Origin of the sequence: Hymenobacter jejuensis (assembly GCF_006337165.1) — a bacterium.
Lineage (GTDB): Bacteria > Bacteroidota > Bacteroidia > Cytophagales > Hymenobacteraceae > Hymenobacter > Hymenobacter jejuensis.
Genome location: NZ_CP040896.1, coordinates 1853788 through 1872691, shown reverse-complemented (window position 1 = coordinate 1872691; position 18904 = coordinate 1853788). Strand labels below are relative to the sequence as shown.

Here is an 18904-nt window from a genome sequence, read left to right as displayed (position 1 = left end):
CTGCGGAACGGATAAAGTGACGAGGCGCGGCATAGGATTAAGGCAAGAGCGAAACCTACTCGGTAGATGCCAGCCGTTTCGGGATTCCATACGGGACGCAGAGATTTTTTAAGAAAAGCAGCCTCGCTGCATTATTCTGTATCTTTTGCCCCTTAAACTTCTGCTCTCTCACTACCTGAAATGCGCCCTTCCGCTTTATTTCGCCGCAAAAGCCTTTCTGCCCTTCTCCAAAATCCGCCGGCCGACGAAGACCTACACGGCTCGCACCCCGGCGAACACGGTCTGGAGCGGCACCTCACCGTCCGCGACCTGACGGCCTTAGGCATCGCCGCCGTAATCGGGGCCGGCATCTTCAGTACCATCGGCAACGCCTCACACGACGGGGGGCCGGCCGTGTCGCTGCTGTTTGTATTTACGGCGGTAGCCTGCGCCTTTTCGGCGCTGTGTTACGCGCAGTTTGCCGCTACCATTCCGGTTAGCGGCTCGGCCTATACCTATGCCTATGCATCGTTTGGGGAGCTGGCGGCCTGGATTATTGGTTGGGCCCTGATCATGGAATATGCCGTTGGCAACATCGTGGTGGCCATTTCGTGGTCCGATTATTTCACGGGCCTCATGGACGGCATCGGGGTGCACATTCCGACCTACCTGACCATGGGCACCCAAAGCGCCTATGCTGGCTACCACGCCGTGCTGGACCTGATGATGGGTGGCAAACCGCTCACCAGTGCCACGCCAGCCCAACTCGAAGCCTATAAGGTTTGGAATACGGCACCTGTGCTGTTCGGCGATGCGCGTCTGGTTTGCGATCTGCCTGCGTTTTGCATTACCGTTTTGGTGACAGCGCTGGTGTACATCGGGATCAAAGAATCGAAGACAGCGTCCAACTTGCTGGTGTTGTTGAAGTTAACTGTAGTGGCCGTTGTAATTGGCGTGGGCGTTTTTTACGTCAAAACGGCCAACTGGACGCCCTTTGCGCCCAACGGCATCGGGGGCGTATTGAAAGGCGTGTCGGCGGTATTCTTCGCTTATATCGGCTTCGACGCCATCAGCACCACGGCCGAAGAATGCAAAAACCCACAGCGTGACTTGCCCCGCGCCATGATATATGCACTCGTAATCTGCACCGTTCTGTATGTGATTATTACTCTGGTGCTTACGGGCATGGTGAGTTACACCGAGCTGGGCGTCGGCGATCCGTTGTCGTTTGTGTTCAAGAAGGTTGGTGTCGATTGGCTGGCGGGCGTGGTGGCCGTGAGCGCCGTGTTTGCCATGACCTCCGTGCTGCTGGTGTTCCAGATCGGCCAACCGCGTATCTGGCTGACTATGAGCCGCGACGGCTTACTGCCCAAGGTGTTTGCGCGGGTGCATCCGCGTTTTCACACGCCTTCGTTCAGCACCATTGTTACCGGTTTGTTCGTGGGCATTCCAGCCTTGCTGCTCAACATGGACCTGGTCATCGACCTGACCAGCATCGGTACGTTGTTCGCTTTTGCGTTGGTGTGCGGCGGCATCCTCATCATCGATCCGCGCGGCACTTCCAATGCCCGTTTCAAAGTGCCGTACGTCAATGGCCAGTTTCTGGTCGCCCTGATTCTGATCGTAATTGGGGGCTTGGTTTTCTCGTATAACCGCAACGCTGTCAATGAGTTCTGGCGCACCATGGCCGGCGAAGGCGGTTACGATCAGTTCCGGCACGAAATCCCGATGACGGTATTTTTGCTGTTCTGCGTGGGCCTGTCGGTAATATCTTACCTGCGCCGTTTGTCGTTATTACCGGTGCTGGGCCTGCTCACCAACCTGTATCTGATGACGCAGCTAGGCATCAGCAACTGGATGCTGTTTGGCGGCTGGCTCATCATCGGTCTGGCCTTGTATTTCAGCTACGGCATCAAGAATAGCAAGCTGAATCAGGAGCCGGCCAGCGCCGTTGTATAGCGTGAGTGCTGCTTTGTAATATATAGTAAATCAGGAGGTTAGGTGATATGCTAAACAGTCGTGTTTTCCTCTGTGGCATATTGCCTTTTCTCTTGTTGACCACACGTGCCGCCCACGCGCAGCAAGATCCGCAGGCGTTTTATCAAGCCACCATGCAGGCCCGCGACACCGGCGACTTTGTGCGCTACCGCGATGGGCTACGCCAAATGCTAGGCGACAACGGCACGCAGCCCTTTTTACTCTACAAACTGGCCGGTGCTTATGCCCTGCTAGGCGACACAGCCGCGGCCCGCACAACGCTTCTGAAGCTGGTACAGCAGGGCGTCAGCTATCCGCTGGCCCAGGACGCCGACTTTGCCAGTCTGCACGCAAGCCCGGCGTATCCGGCTCTGATACAGCAATTTGCCGGCAACCGTGCCGTAGTCGGCAATAGCACCGTAGCGTTCACGGTGCCACAGCCCGACCTGATTCCGGAAGGCTTGGCGTACGATCCGCGCCGGGGCGACTTTTACCTCAGCAGCATCTACCGGCACAAAGTGGTGCGCATCGACAAAAGCGGCCAAGCGCACGACTTCACCACTGATGCACAGGATGGTTTGGGCGGTACGCTGGGCATGAAAGTCGATAGTCGTCGCAAACGCCTGTGGGTGTGCTCGCTGGCCGGGCCAGAAGCCGCCCCCGCCGAGCAAGGCCGTACGGCTCTCTACCAATACAAGCTCCGCAACGGCCGGCTTGTGCGGCGTTACGAGCCAGAAAAGAACCGCAATGGTCATTTGTTCAATGACTTAGCCATCGGACCAAAGGGCGAAGTATACGTCACTGACAGCCGCGCCGGTACGGTGTACCGTCTCAAAAAGCGTGGCAAAGTGCTAGAGCCGTGGTTACCCGCCGAAACCCTCGTGTACCCCAACGGCATCAGCCTGTCGGCGGATAATAAGCGCGTGTATGTGGCTGATTTTCGGGGAATTACAGCCATCGACGTAGCCACCGGTGCCATAAAGGCCCTCTGGACGCCCGAGGGACTTTCGACGGGAGGCGTCGATGGCCTTTATACGTACGGTAACTCGCTGATCGCCATTCAGAACCAAAATCCAGAGCGGGTCGTGCAGTTTCTGCTCAGCCCCAACGGCGATACTGTGCAAACTCAGCAAGTGCTGGAAGCCAACCGCCCTGAATACCGCATTCCGACCACCGGCACGCTCTACGGCAACGAGTTCTGGTACATTGCCAACAGCCAATTGCGAGCCATTGACGAGCGCGGAAAACTGCGCCGCAGCACCGAATTACTTAACCCAACTATTCTGCGCCTGACGTTGCCGGCAAAGCCTTGATAGCGAGGCTATTTGGCGCGGTTGATGATAAAAACGCCCGCCAGAATAATGACCATGCCCAAGCAATGCATGAGGTTGATGGTTTCGCCGTCGAGCAGGCCCCAGCCCAGCGCCACAATGGGCACCAAGTACGTATTGGAACTGGCAAACAGGGCCGTCGATTCGCGGATAAGCTTGTTAAACAGCACCATCGCTACGGCCGTACTCATGGTAGCTAGCAGCGCGATGTAGCCGAAAGCCTGCCACGCGCCCGCAACGGTCGCCAGTTTGTGCACAAAATCGGTGAAGCCCAGTAGGTAAATCAAGGCCGGCCCGCCGATAAGCATGAGCAGCAAACTCGTCACGGCGATTGAGGTCATGCCCTGAAAATGGTGCTTAATCACGTTGACGCTCAGGCCATAACCCAGCGTTGCCAGCACGATGTAGAGGCCATACCACGCATTGCCAACGCCCGTTGGCGTGGCCTCGCCACCGCTACCGCCCAGCCCCATCAACACAACCGTACCCAGCAGTCCCGCTCCAATGCCTAAGGCCCGCAAAGGCGTGATGCGCTGCCCGAAAAACAGGGCGCCCATCAGCAACGTGAACACCACCGTCAGGGCGTTGAGCACGCCGGCCAGGCCCGACGCGAGCTTGGTTTCGGCATATGCGAAAAGGAAAGCCGGAATAAACGTACCGACTACGCCACTGAGCAACAAGTACTTAAATCGGCTGCGCTCGACGCGGCGAACATGACGTAGCGCAAACGGCAGCAGAAGCAGTGCCGCCACGCTCACTCGCGTTGCACCCAGTTCCAACGGCGAAAACACCTCCAAGCCCTTCTTCATCAGAATGAAAGAAGTACCCCAGATGCAAGCCAGAATAATCAGCAGTATCCAAGCCGTGAGTGGCGCGCCGTGGGGCGTAGTCACTGTGGGCGACGCAGGCGCAGTAGTGGTGGAGGGCATTGAGGGGAAAGCTGAAGAAGTAATTTGATAACTGTCTGGGAGCCGGAGCGTAGGCTCCCAGACGGTTTGATGGTTGAGCTTGTGTAGGAGCGATAGTGTGAGGCGAGCAACGCCTACCCAACCATCATCGGCTCAGCGGCAGCGATTTCTTCCAGAATGGCCTGCACTTCGTCTACCGAATCGGTTTCGACGAGGCGCATCCGCCACTGCTTCGCGCCTTCTAACCCTCTGAAATACTGCGCGTAATGACGACGCATTTCAAAGATGCCTACGCGGGCACCTTTCCACTCGATGCTCTTTTCGAAGTGCATGCGGCACATGGCTACGCGCTCTTCCACCGTGGGCGGGGCGAGCAATTCGCCGGTGGCAACGTAGTGCTTGATCTCGCGGAAAATCCAGGGGTAGCCGATGCTGGCACGCCCGATCATGACCCCATCGACGCCGTAGCGGTTTTTATATTCCAAGGCCTTCTGTGGCGAGTCGATGTCGCCGTTGCCGAAGATGGGAATCTTGATGCGCGGATTTTCCTTGATCTTGGCAATCAGGCGCCAATCGGCGTCGCCTTTGTACATCTGCACGCGGGTGCGGCCGTGTACGGTAAGTGCTTCAATGCCAATATCTTGTAATCGCTCAGCGACTTCCGTAACGTTGAGCGTACTTTCGTCCCAGCCGAGGCGCGTTTTTACCGTCACGGGCAAATGCGTGGCCTTTACCACGGCCGACGTCATCTCAACCATTTTCGGAACGTCGCGCAGCAAGGCGGCACCGGCGCCTCGGCAAGCGACTTGCTTTACCGGGCAGCCGTAGTTGATGTCGATCAGGTCGGGACCGGCGGCAGTACTGATGCGGGCGCATTCGCCCATCGTATCGACGTCAGAACCAAATAGTTGGATGCCGATGGGGCGCTCGTAATCGAATACGTCGAGCTTCTTTTTGCTCTTGGCCGCGTCACGAATCAGGCCTTCTGAAGAAATAAACTCGGTGTACATCAGGTCGGCGCCGTTGGCTTTGCACACGGCCCGAAACGGTGGGTCCGACACGTCCTCCATGGGGGCGAGCAAAAGCGGAAAATCGGGCAGGGCAAGATCGCGGATGTGTACCACAGGGAAGACGGTTACAGGAATTTGCGCAAATTTACGACACTTCTAGGTTGTCGTATAACTTGTCGTAACCACCCCCCCCCGATGAAAGGTTTCACCACCGACCGAATGCACCCGTTGCTCAACCTGTTGCTGCTCGTCGGACTGATCGCAGCGGGCATGAGTGTGGGCATGTTTGTCGCCTTAGCGATATCAGGTGCCGCTTATGGCGTGTCGTTCAGCACGTTGCCGGTGGTGCTCTCAAATCCGTCGCATTATTCTTACGGCTGGTCGGTGCTGATGCTGATGCAAGGGCTATCGTTGCTGCTGGGTTTTGGGGGCGGTGCTGTAGGAGTCGCCTTGGTCAATAGGCAGGCGCCGGTGCCGTACTTCGCGCCGCGCCGACCGGCCCCGTTTTGGTGGTTATTGGCTGCCATGGCGCTCATTCTGGTGAGCATACCGGCTTTGTCGGCGCTGGTGGCTTGGAATGCGGGCGTGCATCTGCCCACTACATTTCAGTGGCTAGAACAAAAGGCACGTGCTTCGGAAGACCAGGCGCAAGGGCTTACTACCTTCTTGACACAGTTCACCACAGCCACCCGTTTCTGGGTGGCGATGCTCGTGGTGGCCGTGATTCCGGCCATTGCCGAAGAGCTGACCTTCCGCGGCATTGTGCAGCGTCAGATCATACGTTTTACGGGCTCTATGCACTGGGGCGTGTGGCTGTCGGCAATCATTTTTAGCGCCGTGCACATGCAGTTTTTTGGGTTTGTGCCGCGGGTGGTGCTGGGCGTGCTACTGGGCTATTTGTATGCCTGGAGCGGCAATATTTTGGTGCCAATGGCCGCGCATTTTGCCCAAAACGCCTTGCAGCTAATCATGCTGTATTATCAGCAACACAACTGGACTACTACCCTCGACCCCGACTCTACCGAGGCCATGCCGTGGCCTTACATGCTGGTGTCGCTGGGGCTCACGGCCGGCCTGATAATTGTGTTGCAGCGGAGGTTTGCCGTCCCTATTGCGCCGCCCACCGAAATGCACACGCTCAGCAGCAAAGGAGTAGCCGCCATCGATCTGGAGGTGGCGGGGGCCCGCGGCCGGACGATCAACAGCAAAGGAATCGATACAAGCCGCGAAACTGCGGGTTTGTAAATAATTGATTATCAATATATTATACAAAGGCTTTGCCCACTTCTTCCGCCTCCCCTAATTCTGTGACTGAGCCGCCCGCTGAAAAGAAACCCATGTCCAATCTGGCGCAGCGCGTCATTTTTGGGGCAATTGGGGCGGCTATTTTATTCGGCTGTATCTGGTACAGCGCCTGGAGCTTTGCTGTATTTTTTGCCTTGGTGCAGGCCAAGATGCTGTTGGAATTCTATCGGATGATGCGGAAGGCGGGCTACTACCCGGCCGTGTGGTGGGGTGTTTCGATAGGCCTAATTCTATTCGCTGCCGTCAGCTTATTTGCCAAGATAAATACATCAACAGGGGAGCAAAATGCCGCGGCTGCTGTAGAGCTTATGCAAACCTTGCTGATTGTGTCAGCGGCTTCATTGCTGATATCGCCGCTGGTGTTGTTGTTACGAGAGATGGTATTATGGCCTCGTCATAAGCAGCCCTTCGCGGATGTTGCTTCAACTATCGTCGGGCTGTTATATGTAAGTGTGCCAATGGCATTACTTAACGTAATTGCCTTTACATCAACTGGTTACGATTACCGCCGCATTCTTGCCCTTCTTCTCCTCGTCTGGGCGGCGGATATCGGCGCTTATGCTGCCGGCAAAACCTTCGGCAAGCACAAACTCGCCCCAAATATCTCGCCCGGCAAAACGTGGGAAGGGTGGATTGGCGGCACAATTCTCACAGTAGCAATGGGTTGGGTACTGGGCTATTTGCTGCCCGATATGCCGCTGACGCACCGCTTGGTGGTGGCGGGCGTAGTAGCCGTGTTTGGGGTGCTGGGCGATCTGGTCGAATCCATGCTCAAGCGTAGCGTGGACGTGAAAGACTCCGGCCGCATCCTGCCCGGCCACGGCGGCCTGCTCGACCGCTTCGATGCCTTCCTGTTTATACTGCCGGTGCTGGCGCTGCTGCAAATGCTATTTGGCAGCTAATGCACCTCCTTCGCTGTATTCAGCGTATGCCATAAACCTAGTACATTTGACGCCTTAATTTGCCCTAGCGCCCCGATGCCCACCGTCGCGGGCCATAGTTCTTCTTTTCACCCACCCACCCATTTTTACCTTTTCCGCATGGCTGCCACCACGGTGTACAAAGAGCCGGCCCCAATCGTGGACCGCGAAAATCCCCTCGAATCAATGATGTCGCGCTTCAATATCGCGGCCGAAATCTTGGGATTGGACGACCAAACTTATAACGTTCTGAAAGCGCCTGATAAGCAGGTCATTGTCAACATACCCGTGACTATGGACAACGGTAAGGTCCGGGTGTTCGAAGGCTACCGCGTCGTGCACAACACGATTCTGGGTCCGTCGAAAGGCGGCATTCGCTACGACATGCACGTGCACCTCGACGAAGTAAAGGCCCTGGCGGCCTGGATGACGTGGAAGTGCGCCGTTGTGGACATTCCGTATGGCGGCGCCAAGGGTGGCATCATCTGCGACCCGACCACCATGAGCCCCGGCGAAATCGAGCGCATGACGCGCGGATATACGCTGGCTCTCAAAGACGTATTCGGTCCTGACCGCGACATCCCGGCTCCCGACATGGGCACCGGCCCCCGCGAAATGGCGTGGCTCATGGACGAATTTTCCAAGACGACCGGCGCTACTTCGCCTGCCGTCGTGACCGGCAAGCCGCTGGTAATGGGGGGCTCGTTGGGCCGCACCGAGGCTACGGGCCGGGGCGTGATGGTATCGGCGCTGGCCGCTATGGCTAAGCTTGGCATGAAACCCGAAGAGTCTTCGGCAGTAGTACAGGGCTTCGGCAACGTAGGCTCGTGGGCGGCGAAGCTGCTCGCTGAGAAAGGCGTGAAAATCAAGGGCGTATCCGACATCAGCGGAGCCTACTGGAACGAAGAGGGCATCAACATCGACGAGGCCATTGCCTACAAAAACGTTCACAACGGTCGTCTGGAAGGATTCACTGGTGCCCAAACAATGAACCCCGACGACCTGCTCATTTCCGACGTGGACGTACTCGTGCCGGCTGCGGTGGAAGATGTGATCACGGAGCACAACGCCCACGACATCAAGGCCAAACTCATTGTGGAAGGCGCCAACGGCCCAACTTCAGCCTCGGCCGACCCCATCATCAATGAGAAAGGCATCATGGTGGTGCCCGACATTCTGGCCAACTCCGGCGGCGTGACGGTTTCTTACTTCGAATGGGTGCAAAACCGCCTCGGCTACAAATGGAGCGAAGGCATGGTCATCGAGCGTGCCGAGCGCATTATGTCCGATGCTTTCGAGAAAGTGTACGCCACCTCGCAGAAGTATAAAGTGCCCATGCGCATCGCTGCGTACGTGGTAGCCATCGATAAAGTGGCTCAAACCTATAAGTACCGCGGCGGTTTCTAAGCCACGTTATAATCAAATGCAGGCGGCTGTGCCAATTGTAAGCCGCTCTGTAGTAATATTATCCTTCAGATAGGTCCGAGCCGAGCGGCCCGGACCTATCGTTGGGCGGGATGTTGAAGTTTGTTTTTCTGAGCGTTGGTAACGTTAACCGCCTGCTTGCTTGTTTGATTGGTCTGACGCCTAAGGTAGCGTAAGCAGCTAACTTGGTGTCAATCTGCGATTTATGAAGATTCACAAAGAAGGACGACGAATACTTTTCTTTACGCTGCTGGCCTTGCTGGCCGTGAACCTGTTGCTATTTCGTCTGAATGCGCAGAACGATACGTTCAACAAGATCTTTGCCGGCGCGTCCGCCGTTGCTTTCCTGTTGCTGCTGCAATTTTTCCGCAGCCCGTTTCGCAACCTGCTCACCCACGAAGACCTCATTGTGGCCCCGGCCGATGGCAAAGTAGTGGTGATCGAGGACGTGCACGAACCGGAGTATTTCGACGACGTGCGCAAGCAGATCAGCATTTTCATGTCGCCCATCAACGTGCACATCACCCGCAACCCGATTTCGGGCATCGTACGTTACTTCAAGTACCACCCCGGCAATTACTTGGTGGCTTGGCACCCCAAGTCAAGTACCAAAAATGAACGGACCACCGTAGTTGTGCAGTCGGAAGCGGGGCCTTTTGTGCTCTTCCGGCAGATTGCCGGCGCCATGGCCCGCCGCATCGTGTGGTACGTAAACGAAGGCGACGAAGTGTCTCAGGGTGAAGAGTTTGGCTTTATCAAGTTCGGCTCGCGCGTCGATGTTTTTGTGCCCGTCGATACCGAGATACGCGTTCAGATTGGTGAGAAAGTAAAAGGCGGCGAAACCATCATCGCGCAACTTAAAACAGAAACCCCGAGCTTATTCTGAACTACGGATTGAGCGGATTCTTCGAAATCCGCAGACATTGTGAACAAGGCAATCCACTTACAAATAAAAAGGCCTCGCTGCACTTGCAGCGAGGCCTTTTTATTTGTAAGTTCCTGATAAATAGCTATTTATGAACAGTATCATGGCGTTCACAGAAGCTGCAGAATCCGGCAAATCCGCCGCAGAAATCCGTGATTCAGACAAACCACTGCGCCATCAGCTGCGCCAGCTCTTCCAAATAGCGCTGATCGTCTTGGTCAAAGTCGTTGAGTTGGTTGCTGTCGACATCCAAGACCATAACTACTTGATTATCCTTTAGTACCGGCACAACAATCTCCGATTTGGAGTCGCTGCTACAGGCGATATGGCCCGGAAACTGTTCGACGTCGGGCACCAGCAGAGTTTTGGCCTGTGCCCAGCTCGCGCCGCACACACCTTTGCCGTGCCGGATGCGGGTACAGGCAATAGGCCCTTGGAAGGGACCTAGCACCAACTCATTGTCCTTCACCAGGTAAGCGCCCACCCAGAAGAAGCCAAAAGCCTGCTTAAGGGCACCCATAGTGTTGGCTAGATTGGCTACTAAATCGGGTTCGCCAGTGGTCAGAGCTTCAATTTGAGGAAGGAGCTGGCGATATTTTTCGGCTTTGGTAAGCTGCGCGTCAAGGATAAGTTCTTCGGCCATGAGAAGGCGAGGTTTGGAAAGGTTGTGGGCAGGCTAGGCGACTAGAAAATCACCCTGTGGTCCTAAAGCAAAGTTACTACTCGTTTGTTTGGGCAGCCGGCCGATGGTAAACGAATAGCTCATCTTCGCCCAGCGGCAAGTGCTCGCGCAAGGCGGCCAGCCCAAAATGCGGGGCCGCTATGCCAGCTCCGAGTGTTTTGGGGTTACGCAACACCCGTACTTCATCCCACAAGCCCGCCCGCAGCAAAGAGTTAAGCACCGTTGGGCCACCTTCTACCAACACCGACTGCACGTTGCGCTGGCGCAGATCAGCAAAAACCTGCGGGAAAAGGTTGTCGGCTTCCGAGAGCACTACAAAGTCCAGGTTGGGTTTGCTGTCGCGCTGGCGGTAGGTGTATACTAGTGTAGGTTGTTGACTATCAAAGAGATGGTGTTTGGGCGGTAGGCTGAGGTTTTTGTCGATGACGATGCGGGTGGGGTCGAGGCCGGGCCACTCGCGCACGTTGAGGTGCGGGTTGTCGTGCAGGGCCGTGCGGGTGCCTACCAATATGGCCTGCTCCTCGGCGCGCCACTGGTGCACGACCATGCGGGCCAGCTCGCCGCTGATGTGAATGGGCTGAAAGTAACGCCCCGCCAGAAAGCCATCGGCGGTTTCGGCCCATTTTAGAATGATGTAAGGCCGGTTTTTCTCCTGAAAAGTGAAAAACCGCCGGTTGAGCCAGCGCCCTTCAGCCTCCAGTAAGCCGGTTTCTACCTGAATGCCGGCATCACGAAGTTTCTGAAGCCCGCGGCCGGCCACCAGCGGATTAGGGTCGAGGTTGCAAACGACCACTTCACGGACGCCTTTTTCGATGAGCAGATCGGCGCAGGGAGGCGTTTTGCCATAGTGGGAGCACGGTTCGAGCGTGACGTACACCCGACTTTGGGCGAGCAAGGCTTGATCGCGGACGGCGGCCAAGGCATTGACTTCCGCGTGCGGACCGCCGTATTGTTGGTGCCAGCCTTCGCCGATGATTCGGCCTTCGTGGGTCACGACGCAGCCCACTAGTGGGTTGGGCCGGGTGAAGCCAGTTCCCAGCCGCGCCAGATCGAGGGCGCGGCGCATCATCAGCTCGTCGAAAGTGCGCATAGCAAAGTGGGTGGTAGTTTTGCAAGAACAAAGTACGCACGAATCTGCCTAGGCAAGCGCCACGACCCAAGCGCACCGTGCTTATTCCATATCGTTTATGAACGCCACTATCCGCCAAGCTGCCCTCGACCTTGCTACCGCCTTGGAGGCCATTTATCCGGCGTCCGAAGCGCAGGCCATCGCCGGGCTGGTGATTGAGCACCTGCTCCACCTGACGCCGCTACAACGCCGCATGCAAGCCAACGATCCCTTGCCGCCTGAGGTTCTGCAAGAGTGGCCGGCGCTTCAAGCGCGTTTGCTGCGGCACGAGCCGGTACAGTACGTGCTGGGTGTGGCGCATTTTGCCGACATGGAGCTGGAAGTAACGCCCGCCACGCTCATCCCGCGCCCCGAAACCGAAGAATTAGTGCAGCTCATCATCCACGAAAACCAACAGACGCGAGGCCTCTCCTTGCTCGATATTGGCACCGGAAGCGGCTGTATTCCCTTGGCTTTGAGTCGCGCCCTGCACCCACACCGCGCTGTAGCGGTTGACATCTCAGAAGCTGCTTTGGCGGTTGCTCGGCGCAATGCCGAGCGCTATCGGTGCGAAATTGAATTTCAACAGCTTGATATTCTGGCGGATACCCCGAAAGGAATTGCGGCGGGCTCGCTCGATGTGGTCGTCAGCAACCCGCCGTATGTGCTAGAAAGCGAGCGCGGAACTATGCGCAGCAACGTGCTCGACTACGAGCCCGCTACGGCGTTATTCGTGCCCAACGACGATCCGTTGCTGTTTTACCGGCGCATTGCCGACGTAAGCCAGCAGTTGTTACGGAGCGGCGGCGGGCTCTACTTCGAAATCAACGAGCAGTACGCGGCTGCGCTAGCGGCGCTGCTCACAAATCTGGGGTATGCAAAGGTGCAGGCGCAGGCCGATTTGTTTGGCAAAGACCGCATGATGCGGGCTACGAAACCTTGATTTTATAAGCAATTGATAGTCAATCGGTTATATTTAGGCTTCTGTTTGCCGGTAGTTGGACTTAGGAAATTAAATTATTGCCGGAATATCTATCTGGTTGTGTGCTAACGGCTTGCGGGGCCAGCTTTGGCAAAGCAAAAATTCCTAAATGCCCGGATCGTTTAACTCTCAAATGCAAAAGCGCTACCTTTGCGGGCTGTTAAACAGGCTCTAACAATCCTCGCCGGCATGACCGACGCCTCCCCGTATTTTGCGCACCCGACTGCCGTCCTCGACGAAGGCTGCCGCATTGGCGCCGGGTGCCGCATTTGGCACTTTGCCCATTTGATGCCGGGGTGCGAGTTGGGGGAAAATTGCAGCATCGGCCAAAACGTGATGATCGCCGACGGCGTCCGGTTGGGTCGTAATGTGAAGGTACAGAACAACGTAAGCCTTTACTCCGGCGTGGAGTGCGCCGACGACGTGTTCCTGGGCCCCTCGGTAGTATTCACCAACGTGCGCAACCCGCGGAGCGCTGTGCCCCGCCGCGACCAATACGAACCCACAGTGCTGGAAAAAGGCGTGAGCGTGGGGGCCAACAGTACCATAGTGTGCGGCGTGCGACTAGGCGAATATTGCTTCGTCGGAGCCGGCTCCGTGGTGACCAAAGATGTGGCGCCGTATGCCTTGGTGTACGGCAATCCGGCGCGCCCGCGCGGCTGGATGAGCGCCTACGGCCATCGCCTCGCGTTCGACGGAGGTGGCCACGCCACTTGCCCTGAGAGCGGCCAGCACTACGAGCTTACGCCTAGCCGGCAGGTAAAACCCGTTTCCATTCCGAATTCATAAGTTCTTAATATCAGAATTTCTCCCGTGTACGAGCAACTCATCCAGAAACAGACCAAGCTAGCCGTCATCGGCCTGGGCTATGTAGGCCTTCCGATTGCCCTCGAATTCGCCCGCAAAATCAAGGTGATCGGCTTTGATATCAATGCCAGCCGCGTGGAAATGATGCGCAACAGCATCGACCCCAGCGGCGAATTGGAAGCCAAGGATTTCGAAGGTTGCGATATCGAATTCACGGATTCATTGGAAGTATTGCGCGACGCAACTTTTTACATTGTGGCCGTGCCTACGCCCATCGACGAGCACGCCATGCCCGATCTGAAGCCGCTGCTGTCGGCTTCGACCACCGTGGGCAAAGTGCTGAAGAAAGGCGATTACGTGGTCTTCGAATCGACGGTATATCCGGGTTGCACCGAGGAAGACTGTATTCCGGTGATGGAAAAACTGTCGGGTCTGACGTTTCCCACCGATTTTAAAGTGGGCTATTCGCCCGAGCGCATCAACCCCGGCGATAAAGAGCACACGCTCACGCGCATCATCAAGGTGGTGTCGGGCTGCGACGAAGAATCGTTGGAAACCATTGCCAAAACCTACGAGCTGGTGGTAGAAGCCGGTGTGCACCGCGCCAGCAGCATTAAGGTGGCGGAAGCAGCCAAAATCATCGAAAACACTCAGCGCGACGTCAACATTGCGTTGATGAACGAGCTATCGATGATTTTCGACCGCATGAACATCAACACCTACGAAGTGCTGGAAGCCGCCGGTACCAAGTGGAACTTCCTGAAGTTCTCGCCGGGTCTGGTGGGCGGCCACTGCATCGGCGTCGATCCTTACTACTTGACTTACAAGGCCAAAGAGCTCGGTTACGATGCCAAGGTGATATTATCGGGCCGCACCACCAACGACAACATGGGCGCCTACATTGCCCGCAAAACGGTGCAGATGATGATTCGTCAGGGCAAAGACGTGGCCAAGTCGCGGGTGCTGGTGATGGGCGCGACGTTCAAAGAAAACGTGGAAGACATCCGCAACTCGAAAGTGGCCGACGTGATCCATGAGCTGCGCAACTTTTCCGTTAACGTGGACATCGTCGATCCGCACGCCGACTCCGACGAACTGCATCATGAATATGGGTTCCGCCTGACGCCTGAGTCGGAGGTGCGGGAAGATTACGACGCCGTAGTGGTGGCCGTTAGTCACAAGCCTTACGCGCAGATGGAAGAGGGTTATTTCCAGTCCATTACCTCTGAAAACCCCGTCTTAGTCGACATCAAAGGCTTATACCGCGGCAAGATTCAGGAAATGCAATATTGGAGCTTGTAAAAGGCGTGGCTGCCCGTAGTGCGTTTGCGTACTAAGGGCAGCTATTGCGTTACTTTCTTTGGTCAGTTACTTACAGGAGATGGAACGGAAGAAAATACTTGTAACGGGAGGTGCCGGCTATATCGGGTCTCATGCGGTGGTGGAGTTGTATAATGGTGGTTATCAGCCCATTATACTGGATGATTTCAGCAACTCGCAAGAGTCGGTGCTGACGGGAATCAAGGATATTCTGGGCGTCGAGATTCCCTGTCACCACGTCGACTGCACCAACGAGAGTGCTCTGCACGAAGTGTTTGAGCAGGAGCAGAACATTCAGGGCGTCATTCACTTTGCGGCGTTCAAGGCCGTGGGCGAATCAGTGCAGAAGCCGCTGAAGTATTACCACAACAACCTCGACTCGCTGCTCGTGCTGCTCAAGGTGATGGGGGAGTTTCACGTGCAGAACCTGGTTTTCTCGTCTTCTTGCACCGTCTACGGCATCCCTGACCACCTGCCCGTAACCGAAGAAACGCCCACGAAGCCAGCTACTTCGCCCTACGGCAATACCAAGAAGATCTGCGAAGACATCCTGACCGACGTGGTGAAAGCGACGGGCAGCGAGTTGCGCACCATTCTGCTGCGGTATTTCAACCCGATCGGCGCACACGAATCGGCCAAAATCGGCGAGTTGCCATTGGGTGTCCCGCAGAACCTGATTCCGTTCGTTACCCAAACGGCCGCTGGCATCCGCGAGAAACTGACCATTTTCGGCGATACCTACGACACGCCCGACGGCACCAACATCCGCGATTACGTGCACGTAGTGGATTTGGCCAAAGCACACGTGGTAGCAGTAGAGCGCCTCTTGAAAGGCAAAGAAGCTATCGTCGAGGTCTTTAACGTGGGTACGGGCCGTGGCAACAGCGTGCTGGAAGTAGTCCACGCCTTCGAGAAAGCAACGGGCAAAAAACTTAACTACACCATCGGACCACCGCGTCCCGGCGACGTTCCGGCCATCTACGCCGACGTGACCAAGTCCGTCAACGAGCTTGGTTTCAAAACCACTTCTACCCTTGAGGAAGCCTTAGCCAGCGCCTGGAAATGGCAGTTGCACTTGCAGGAAGTAAGTAGTCATGCATCATAACTATATGATTATCAAATAGTTACGTTCAATACTTTGCATTCCTTTCCCAGTTAGTTTCTGAAGCATGAAAATCATCATTACCGGCGGAGCAGGCTTTATTGGCTCGCACGTTGTACGCCTTTTTGTAACCAAATACCCAGAGTATCAGATTCTTAATCTGGATGCTCTGACGTATGCCGGTAACCTCGAAAACCTGCGCGACATCGAGAATCAGCCGAACTACCGCTTCGTGAAAGGCGATATCGCCGACCAGCCGTTTGTTGACGAATTGTTTGCCCGCGAAGAGCCCGATGCCGTGATTCATCTGGCGGCCGAGTCGCACGTCGATCGCTCCATCACCGATCCGCTGGCGTTTGTACGCACCAACGTGTTGGGCACTGTTCACCTGCTAAACGCTGCCAAAAACCTCTGGAAGTCTGCCGGTTACGAAGGCAAAACCTTCTACCACGTCAGCACCGATGAAGTGTATGGCTCGTTGGAAATGGGCACGGAGATGTTTACCGAAGACACGCCTTATGATCCGCGGTCGCCGTATTCGGCCTCCAAGGCCAGCTCCGATCACTTCGTACGGGCGTGGTACCACACTTACGGGTTGCCGGTGAAACTGAGCAATTGCTCCAACAATTACGGCCCCAATCACTTCCCCGAAAAGCTTATTCCGCTGGCCATTCACCGCATCCGCACGAGCCAGCCGGTGCCGGTATACGGCAAGGGCGAGAACGTGCGCGACTGGCTATTTGTAAAAGACCACGCGACGGCTATCGACACAGTTTTCCACAAAGGCAAAGTTGGCGATACATACAACATCGGCGGAGTGAACGAGTGGAAAAACCTCGATCTCATCCACCTGCTCTGCGATGTGCTGGACGAAAAGACGAATCAGCCCCAGGGCACTTCGCGCAAGCTCATCACCTTCGTCACCGACCGTGCCGGCCATGACTTGCGCTACGCCATCGATAGCAGCAAGATTATGAACGAGTTAGGCTGGAAGCCTTCGGTAACTTTCGAACAAGGCCTGGCGCAAACCGTGGATTGGTACCTGCAAAATACCGAGTGGCTGGAGCGGGTTACGAGCGGCGCTTATCAGGATTACTATCAGCAGCAATACGCGGCGCGATAAAATATTCGTGGCGGCTGGCAAAGCAAATCTGGCTTTACCAGCCGCCATTTCACATTCAGAATTCTTAACGTGTACGAAACCCCTTTTCACGAGCAACCGCTTGATAATCTGACGTTTCTGGTGACCGGCGGTGCTGGGTTCATTGGCTCTAACCTGGTTGAATACTTGCTCAAGTATGGCGCCGGCCGCGTGCGGGTGTTGGACAACTATTCCAACGGCTTCCGCAAAAACGTGCGTCTTTTTGAAGGCAACCCAGCGCTGGAAGTTATCGAAGGTGACATCCGCGACCCACAAGTGTGCCGCGATGCCTGCCAGGGCGTGAACGTCGTGCTGCACCAAGCAGCGCTCGGTTCGGTGCCGCGTTCGATCAATGACCCCATCACGTCGAATGATGTGAACGTGGGTGGTTTCGTAAACATGCTGGTAGCGGCCAAAGACGCCAACGTGAAGCGCTTTGTGTACGCGGCTTCTTCCTCTACCTACGGCGATCACAAGGCGTTGCCAAAGGTTGAAGATCGCATCGGTAAGCCGTTGTCGCCGTACGCCGTAACTAAGTATGCCAATGAGCTTTACGCCGATGTATTTGGGAAAACCTACGGCATGGAAATCATCGGGCTGCGCTACTTCAACATCTTTGGCCCGCGCCAGGACCCCAACGGGGCCTATGCAGCCGTGATTCCGTTGTTCATCGATGCCGTGTTGCAAGGCAAGCCGCCGCGTATGAACGGCGACGGTGGTCAGACCCGCGACTTTACCTTCGTCGAAAACTGCGTGCAGGCCAACATCAAAGCTGGGCTGACCAACAATCCCGACGCCGTGAATCAGGTGTACAACATTGCCGTCGCCGACCGCACGTCGCTCAACGATCTGTTCAACATCCTGAAAGAAGAAGCCGGCTCCGACATCACCCCTGAGTACGGCCCGGATCGCATCGGCGACATCCGCGACTCGCTGGCTGATATCAGCAAGGCCCAGAACCTGTTGGGCTACGACCCGCAGATTCGCATTCGGGAAGGCTTGCAAAAGACATTGGCGTGGTTTAAAGCCAATCAGGATTTTATTCAAGAGCGAAACTAACTTTTTCGATGAAAGGCATCATTCTGGCCGGCGGCTCCGGTACGCGCTTACACCCTCTTACTCTGGCAGTTAGTAAGCAGCTTATGCCCGTGTACGATAAGCCGATGATCTATTACCCGCTGTCCATTCTGATGATGGCTGGCATTCGGGAGATTCTCATTATCACCACCCCGCACGACCAAGAGCAGTTTAAGCGGCTGCTGGGCGATGGCAAGAATCTGGGCTGCGACTTTCAGTATACCATCCAGGAAGTACCCAATGGACTGGCGCAGGCGTTTGTTTTGGGAGCCGACTTTATCGGCAACGACAAAGTAGCCTTGGTGCTCGGCGACAACATCTTCTACGGTGAAGGCTTGGAAGAATTGTTGCAAAGCAACAGCAGCCCCGACGGAGGCGTCGTGTACGCCTATCACGTGCAAGATCCTGAGCGGTACGGCGTTGTGGAATTTGATGCGGACAAAAATGCGTTGAGCATCGAGGAGAAACCCAAGCAGCCCAAAAGCAACTATGCGGTGCCAGGCTTGTATTTCTACGACAACGACGTGATCCAGATTGCGCGCGATCTGAAGCCTAGTCCGCGTGGCGAGTATGAGATCACGGATGTGAATCAAGAGTATCTGCGGCGCGGCAAATTGAAGGTCGGCATTCTAGGTCGCGGCACCGCGTGGCTCGATACCGGTACTTTCGAATCGCTGATGCAAGCGTCTGAGTTTGTGCGCGTCATTGAGCAGCGGCAGGGCCTAAAGGTTGGCTCGATTGAGGAAGTGGCTTACCGCCAAGGCTTTATCGATGCCGACCAGTTGCGTAAAATCGCTGAGCCCCTGCGCAAAAGCGGTTATGGGGACTACCTCCTGCACCTGCCCGAAACGCTGATGCTAGAAGATTAGACTTCTGAATCTTAACGCAAAAGCCCTGCTTACGGT

The 18904-nt window shown here is 55.9% G+C and carries 17 protein-coding genes; 13 read left to right on the top strand and 4 right to left on the bottom strand.

What is annotated here, in order from left to right:
- Window positions 1-180: 180 nt before the first annotated feature.
- Complete coding sequence (locus FHG12_RS07590; protein WP_139515162.1) at window positions 181-1938, top strand: amino acid permease; 1758 nt, start codon at window positions 181-183, stop codon at window positions 1936-1938.
- Between the two features lie 92 nt (window positions 1939-2030).
- Entirely contained in the window at window positions 2031-3269 is a 1239-nt protein-coding gene (locus FHG12_RS07585; protein ID WP_165699330.1) for an SMP-30/gluconolactonase/LRE family protein, read from the top strand.
- Window positions 3270-3277: 8 nt separating this feature from the next.
- Here the strand turns inward: FHG12_RS07585 and FHG12_RS07580 are convergent, their stop codons facing one another.
- Together FHG12_RS07580 and dusB are read right to left on the bottom strand one after the other, a co-directional pair.
- Complete coding sequence (locus FHG12_RS07580) at window positions 3278-4216, bottom strand: DMT family transporter (protein ID WP_139515160.1); 939 nt, start codon at window positions 4214-4216, stop codon at window positions 3278-3280.
- A gap of 113 nt (window positions 4217-4329) precedes the next feature.
- Complete coding sequence (gene dusB / locus FHG12_RS07575) at window positions 4330-5265, bottom strand: tRNA dihydrouridine synthase DusB (RefSeq protein ID WP_394348455.1); 936 nt, start codon at window positions 5263-5265, stop codon at window positions 4330-4332.
- A 135-nt stretch (window positions 5266-5400) separates the two neighbouring features.
- Here dusB and FHG12_RS07570 point away from each other — a divergent pair, with 135 nt between their 5' ends.
- The 4 genes from FHG12_RS07570 to FHG12_RS07555 all read left to right on the top strand — a co-directional run bounded on the left by FHG12_RS07570 (window position 5401) and on the right by FHG12_RS07555 (window position 9741).
- Window positions 5401-6450 (top strand): CPBP family intramembrane glutamic endopeptidase, encoded by a 1050-nt coding sequence (locus tag FHG12_RS07570; protein WP_139515158.1) that lies wholly within the window; start codon window positions 5401-5403, stop codon window positions 6448-6450.
- 62 nt (window positions 6451-6512) lie between these two features.
- Complete coding sequence (locus FHG12_RS07565; protein WP_139515157.1) at window positions 6513-7412, top strand: phosphatidate cytidylyltransferase; 900 nt, start codon at window positions 6513-6515, stop codon at window positions 7410-7412.
- A gap of 138 nt (window positions 7413-7550) precedes the next feature.
- Window positions 7551-8837, top strand: a complete 1287-nt coding sequence (locus FHG12_RS07560) for a Glu/Leu/Phe/Val family dehydrogenase (RefSeq protein WP_139515156.1) — start codon at window positions 7551-7553, stop codon at window positions 8835-8837.
- A 223-nt stretch (window positions 8838-9060) separates the two neighbouring features.
- Window positions 9061-9741: a phosphatidylserine decarboxylase family protein gene (locus tag FHG12_RS07555; protein WP_139515155.1), complete on the top strand. Its 681-nt coding sequence runs from the start codon at window positions 9061-9063 to the stop codon at window positions 9739-9741.
- Between the two features lie 196 nt (window positions 9742-9937).
- Here FHG12_RS07555 and FHG12_RS07550 read toward each other — a convergent pair whose 3' ends face one another.
- Both FHG12_RS07550 and ribD read right to left on the bottom strand, forming a co-directional pair.
- The gene (locus FHG12_RS07550; protein WP_139515154.1) at window positions 9938-10423 is read right to left on the bottom strand and encodes a GAF domain-containing protein; all 486 of its coding nucleotides are present in this window, start codon (window positions 10421-10423) and stop codon (window positions 9938-9940) included.
- 76 nt (window positions 10424-10499) lie between these two features.
- Complete coding sequence (gene ribD, locus FHG12_RS07545; protein ID WP_139515153.1) at window positions 10500-11552, bottom strand: bifunctional diaminohydroxyphosphoribosylaminopyrimidine deaminase/5-amino-6-(5-phosphoribosylamino)uracil reductase RibD; 1053 nt, start codon at window positions 11550-11552, stop codon at window positions 10500-10502.
- Between the two features lie 97 nt (window positions 11553-11649).
- Between ribD and prmC the strand changes: the two genes are divergently transcribed.
- From prmC to rfbA, 7 genes are all read left to right on the top strand, one after another.
- The gene (gene prmC / locus FHG12_RS07540) at window positions 11650-12513 is read left to right on the top strand and encodes a peptide chain release factor N(5)-glutamine methyltransferase (RefSeq protein WP_139515152.1); all 864 of its coding nucleotides are present in this window, start codon (window positions 11650-11652) and stop codon (window positions 12511-12513) included.
- Between the two features lie 228 nt (window positions 12514-12741).
- A complete protein-coding gene (locus FHG12_RS07535; protein ID WP_139515151.1) occupies window positions 12742-13341 on the top strand; it encodes an acyltransferase in 600 nt (199 codons plus the stop codon).
- Window positions 13342-13365: 24 nt separating this feature from the next.
- Window positions 13366-14661 (top strand): nucleotide sugar dehydrogenase, encoded by a 1296-nt coding sequence (locus FHG12_RS07530; protein WP_139515150.1) that lies wholly within the window; start codon window positions 13366-13368, stop codon window positions 14659-14661.
- A 79-nt stretch (window positions 14662-14740) separates the two neighbouring features.
- Window positions 14741-15784, top strand: a complete 1044-nt coding sequence (gene galE / locus FHG12_RS07525) for a UDP-glucose 4-epimerase GalE (RefSeq protein ID WP_139515149.1) — start codon at window positions 14741-14743, stop codon at window positions 15782-15784.
- 64 nt (window positions 15785-15848) lie between these two features.
- Window positions 15849-16904: a dTDP-glucose 4,6-dehydratase gene (rfbB, locus tag FHG12_RS07520; protein ID WP_139515148.1), complete on the top strand. Its 1056-nt coding sequence runs from the start codon at window positions 15849-15851 to the stop codon at window positions 16902-16904.
- Window positions 16905-16973: 69 nt separating this feature from the next.
- On the top strand, window positions 16974-17981 hold the full coding sequence (locus FHG12_RS07515) for an SDR family oxidoreductase (RefSeq protein WP_139515147.1): 1008 nt from the start codon (window positions 16974-16976) through the stop codon (window positions 17979-17981).
- Window positions 17982-17989: 8 nt separating this feature from the next.
- A complete protein-coding gene (gene rfbA / locus FHG12_RS07510) occupies window positions 17990-18868 on the top strand; it encodes a glucose-1-phosphate thymidylyltransferase RfbA (protein WP_139515146.1) in 879 nt (292 codons plus the stop codon).
- Window positions 18869-18904 lie beyond the last annotated feature (36 nt).

Bases quoted from the DNA above. Each gene is read 5' to 3' on its own strand.
- rfbA (WP_139515146.1), top strand. From the start codon at position 17,990: ATGAAAGGCATCATTCTGGCCGGCGGCTCCGGTACGCGCTTACACCCT.
- FHG12_RS07570 (WP_139515158.1), top strand. From the start codon at position 5,401: ATGAAAGGTTTCACCACCGACCGAATGCACCCGTTGCTCAACCTGTTG.
- FHG12_RS07580 (WP_139515160.1), bottom strand. From the start codon at position 4,216: ATGCCCTCCACCACTACTGCGCCTGCGTCGCCCACAGTGACTACGCCC.
- rfbB (WP_139515148.1), top strand. From the start codon at position 15,849: ATGAAAATCATCATTACCGGCGGAGCAGGCTTTATTGGCTCGCACGTT.
- FHG12_RS07535 (WP_139515151.1), top strand. From the start codon at position 12,742: ATGACCGACGCCTCCCCGTATTTTGCGCACCCGACTGCCGTCCTCGAC.
- dusB (WP_394348455.1), bottom strand. From the start codon at position 5,265: ATGGAGGACGTGTCGGACCCACCGTTTCGGGCCGTGTGCAAAGCCAAC.
- galE (WP_139515149.1), top strand. From the start codon at position 14,741: ATGGAACGGAAGAAAATACTTGTAACGGGAGGTGCCGGCTATATCGGG.
- prmC (WP_139515152.1), top strand. From the start codon at position 11,650: ATGAACGCCACTATCCGCCAAGCTGCCCTCGACCTTGCTACCGCCTTG.
- FHG12_RS07560 (WP_139515156.1), top strand. From the start codon at position 7,551: ATGGCTGCCACCACGGTGTACAAAGAGCCGGCCCCAATCGTGGACCGC.
- FHG12_RS07590 (WP_139515162.1), top strand. From the start codon at position 181: ATGCGCCCTTCCGCTTTATTTCGCCGCAAAAGCCTTTCTGCCCTTCTC.
- FHG12_RS07550 (WP_139515154.1), bottom strand. From the start codon at position 10,423: ATGGCCGAAGAACTTATCCTTGACGCGCAGCTTACCAAAGCCGAAAAA.
- ribD (WP_139515153.1), bottom strand. From the start codon at position 11,552: ATGCGCACTTTCGACGAGCTGATGATGCGCCGCGCCCTCGATCTGGCG.
- FHG12_RS07555 (WP_139515155.1), top strand. From the start codon at position 9,061: ATGAAGATTCACAAAGAAGGACGACGAATACTTTTCTTTACGCTGCTG.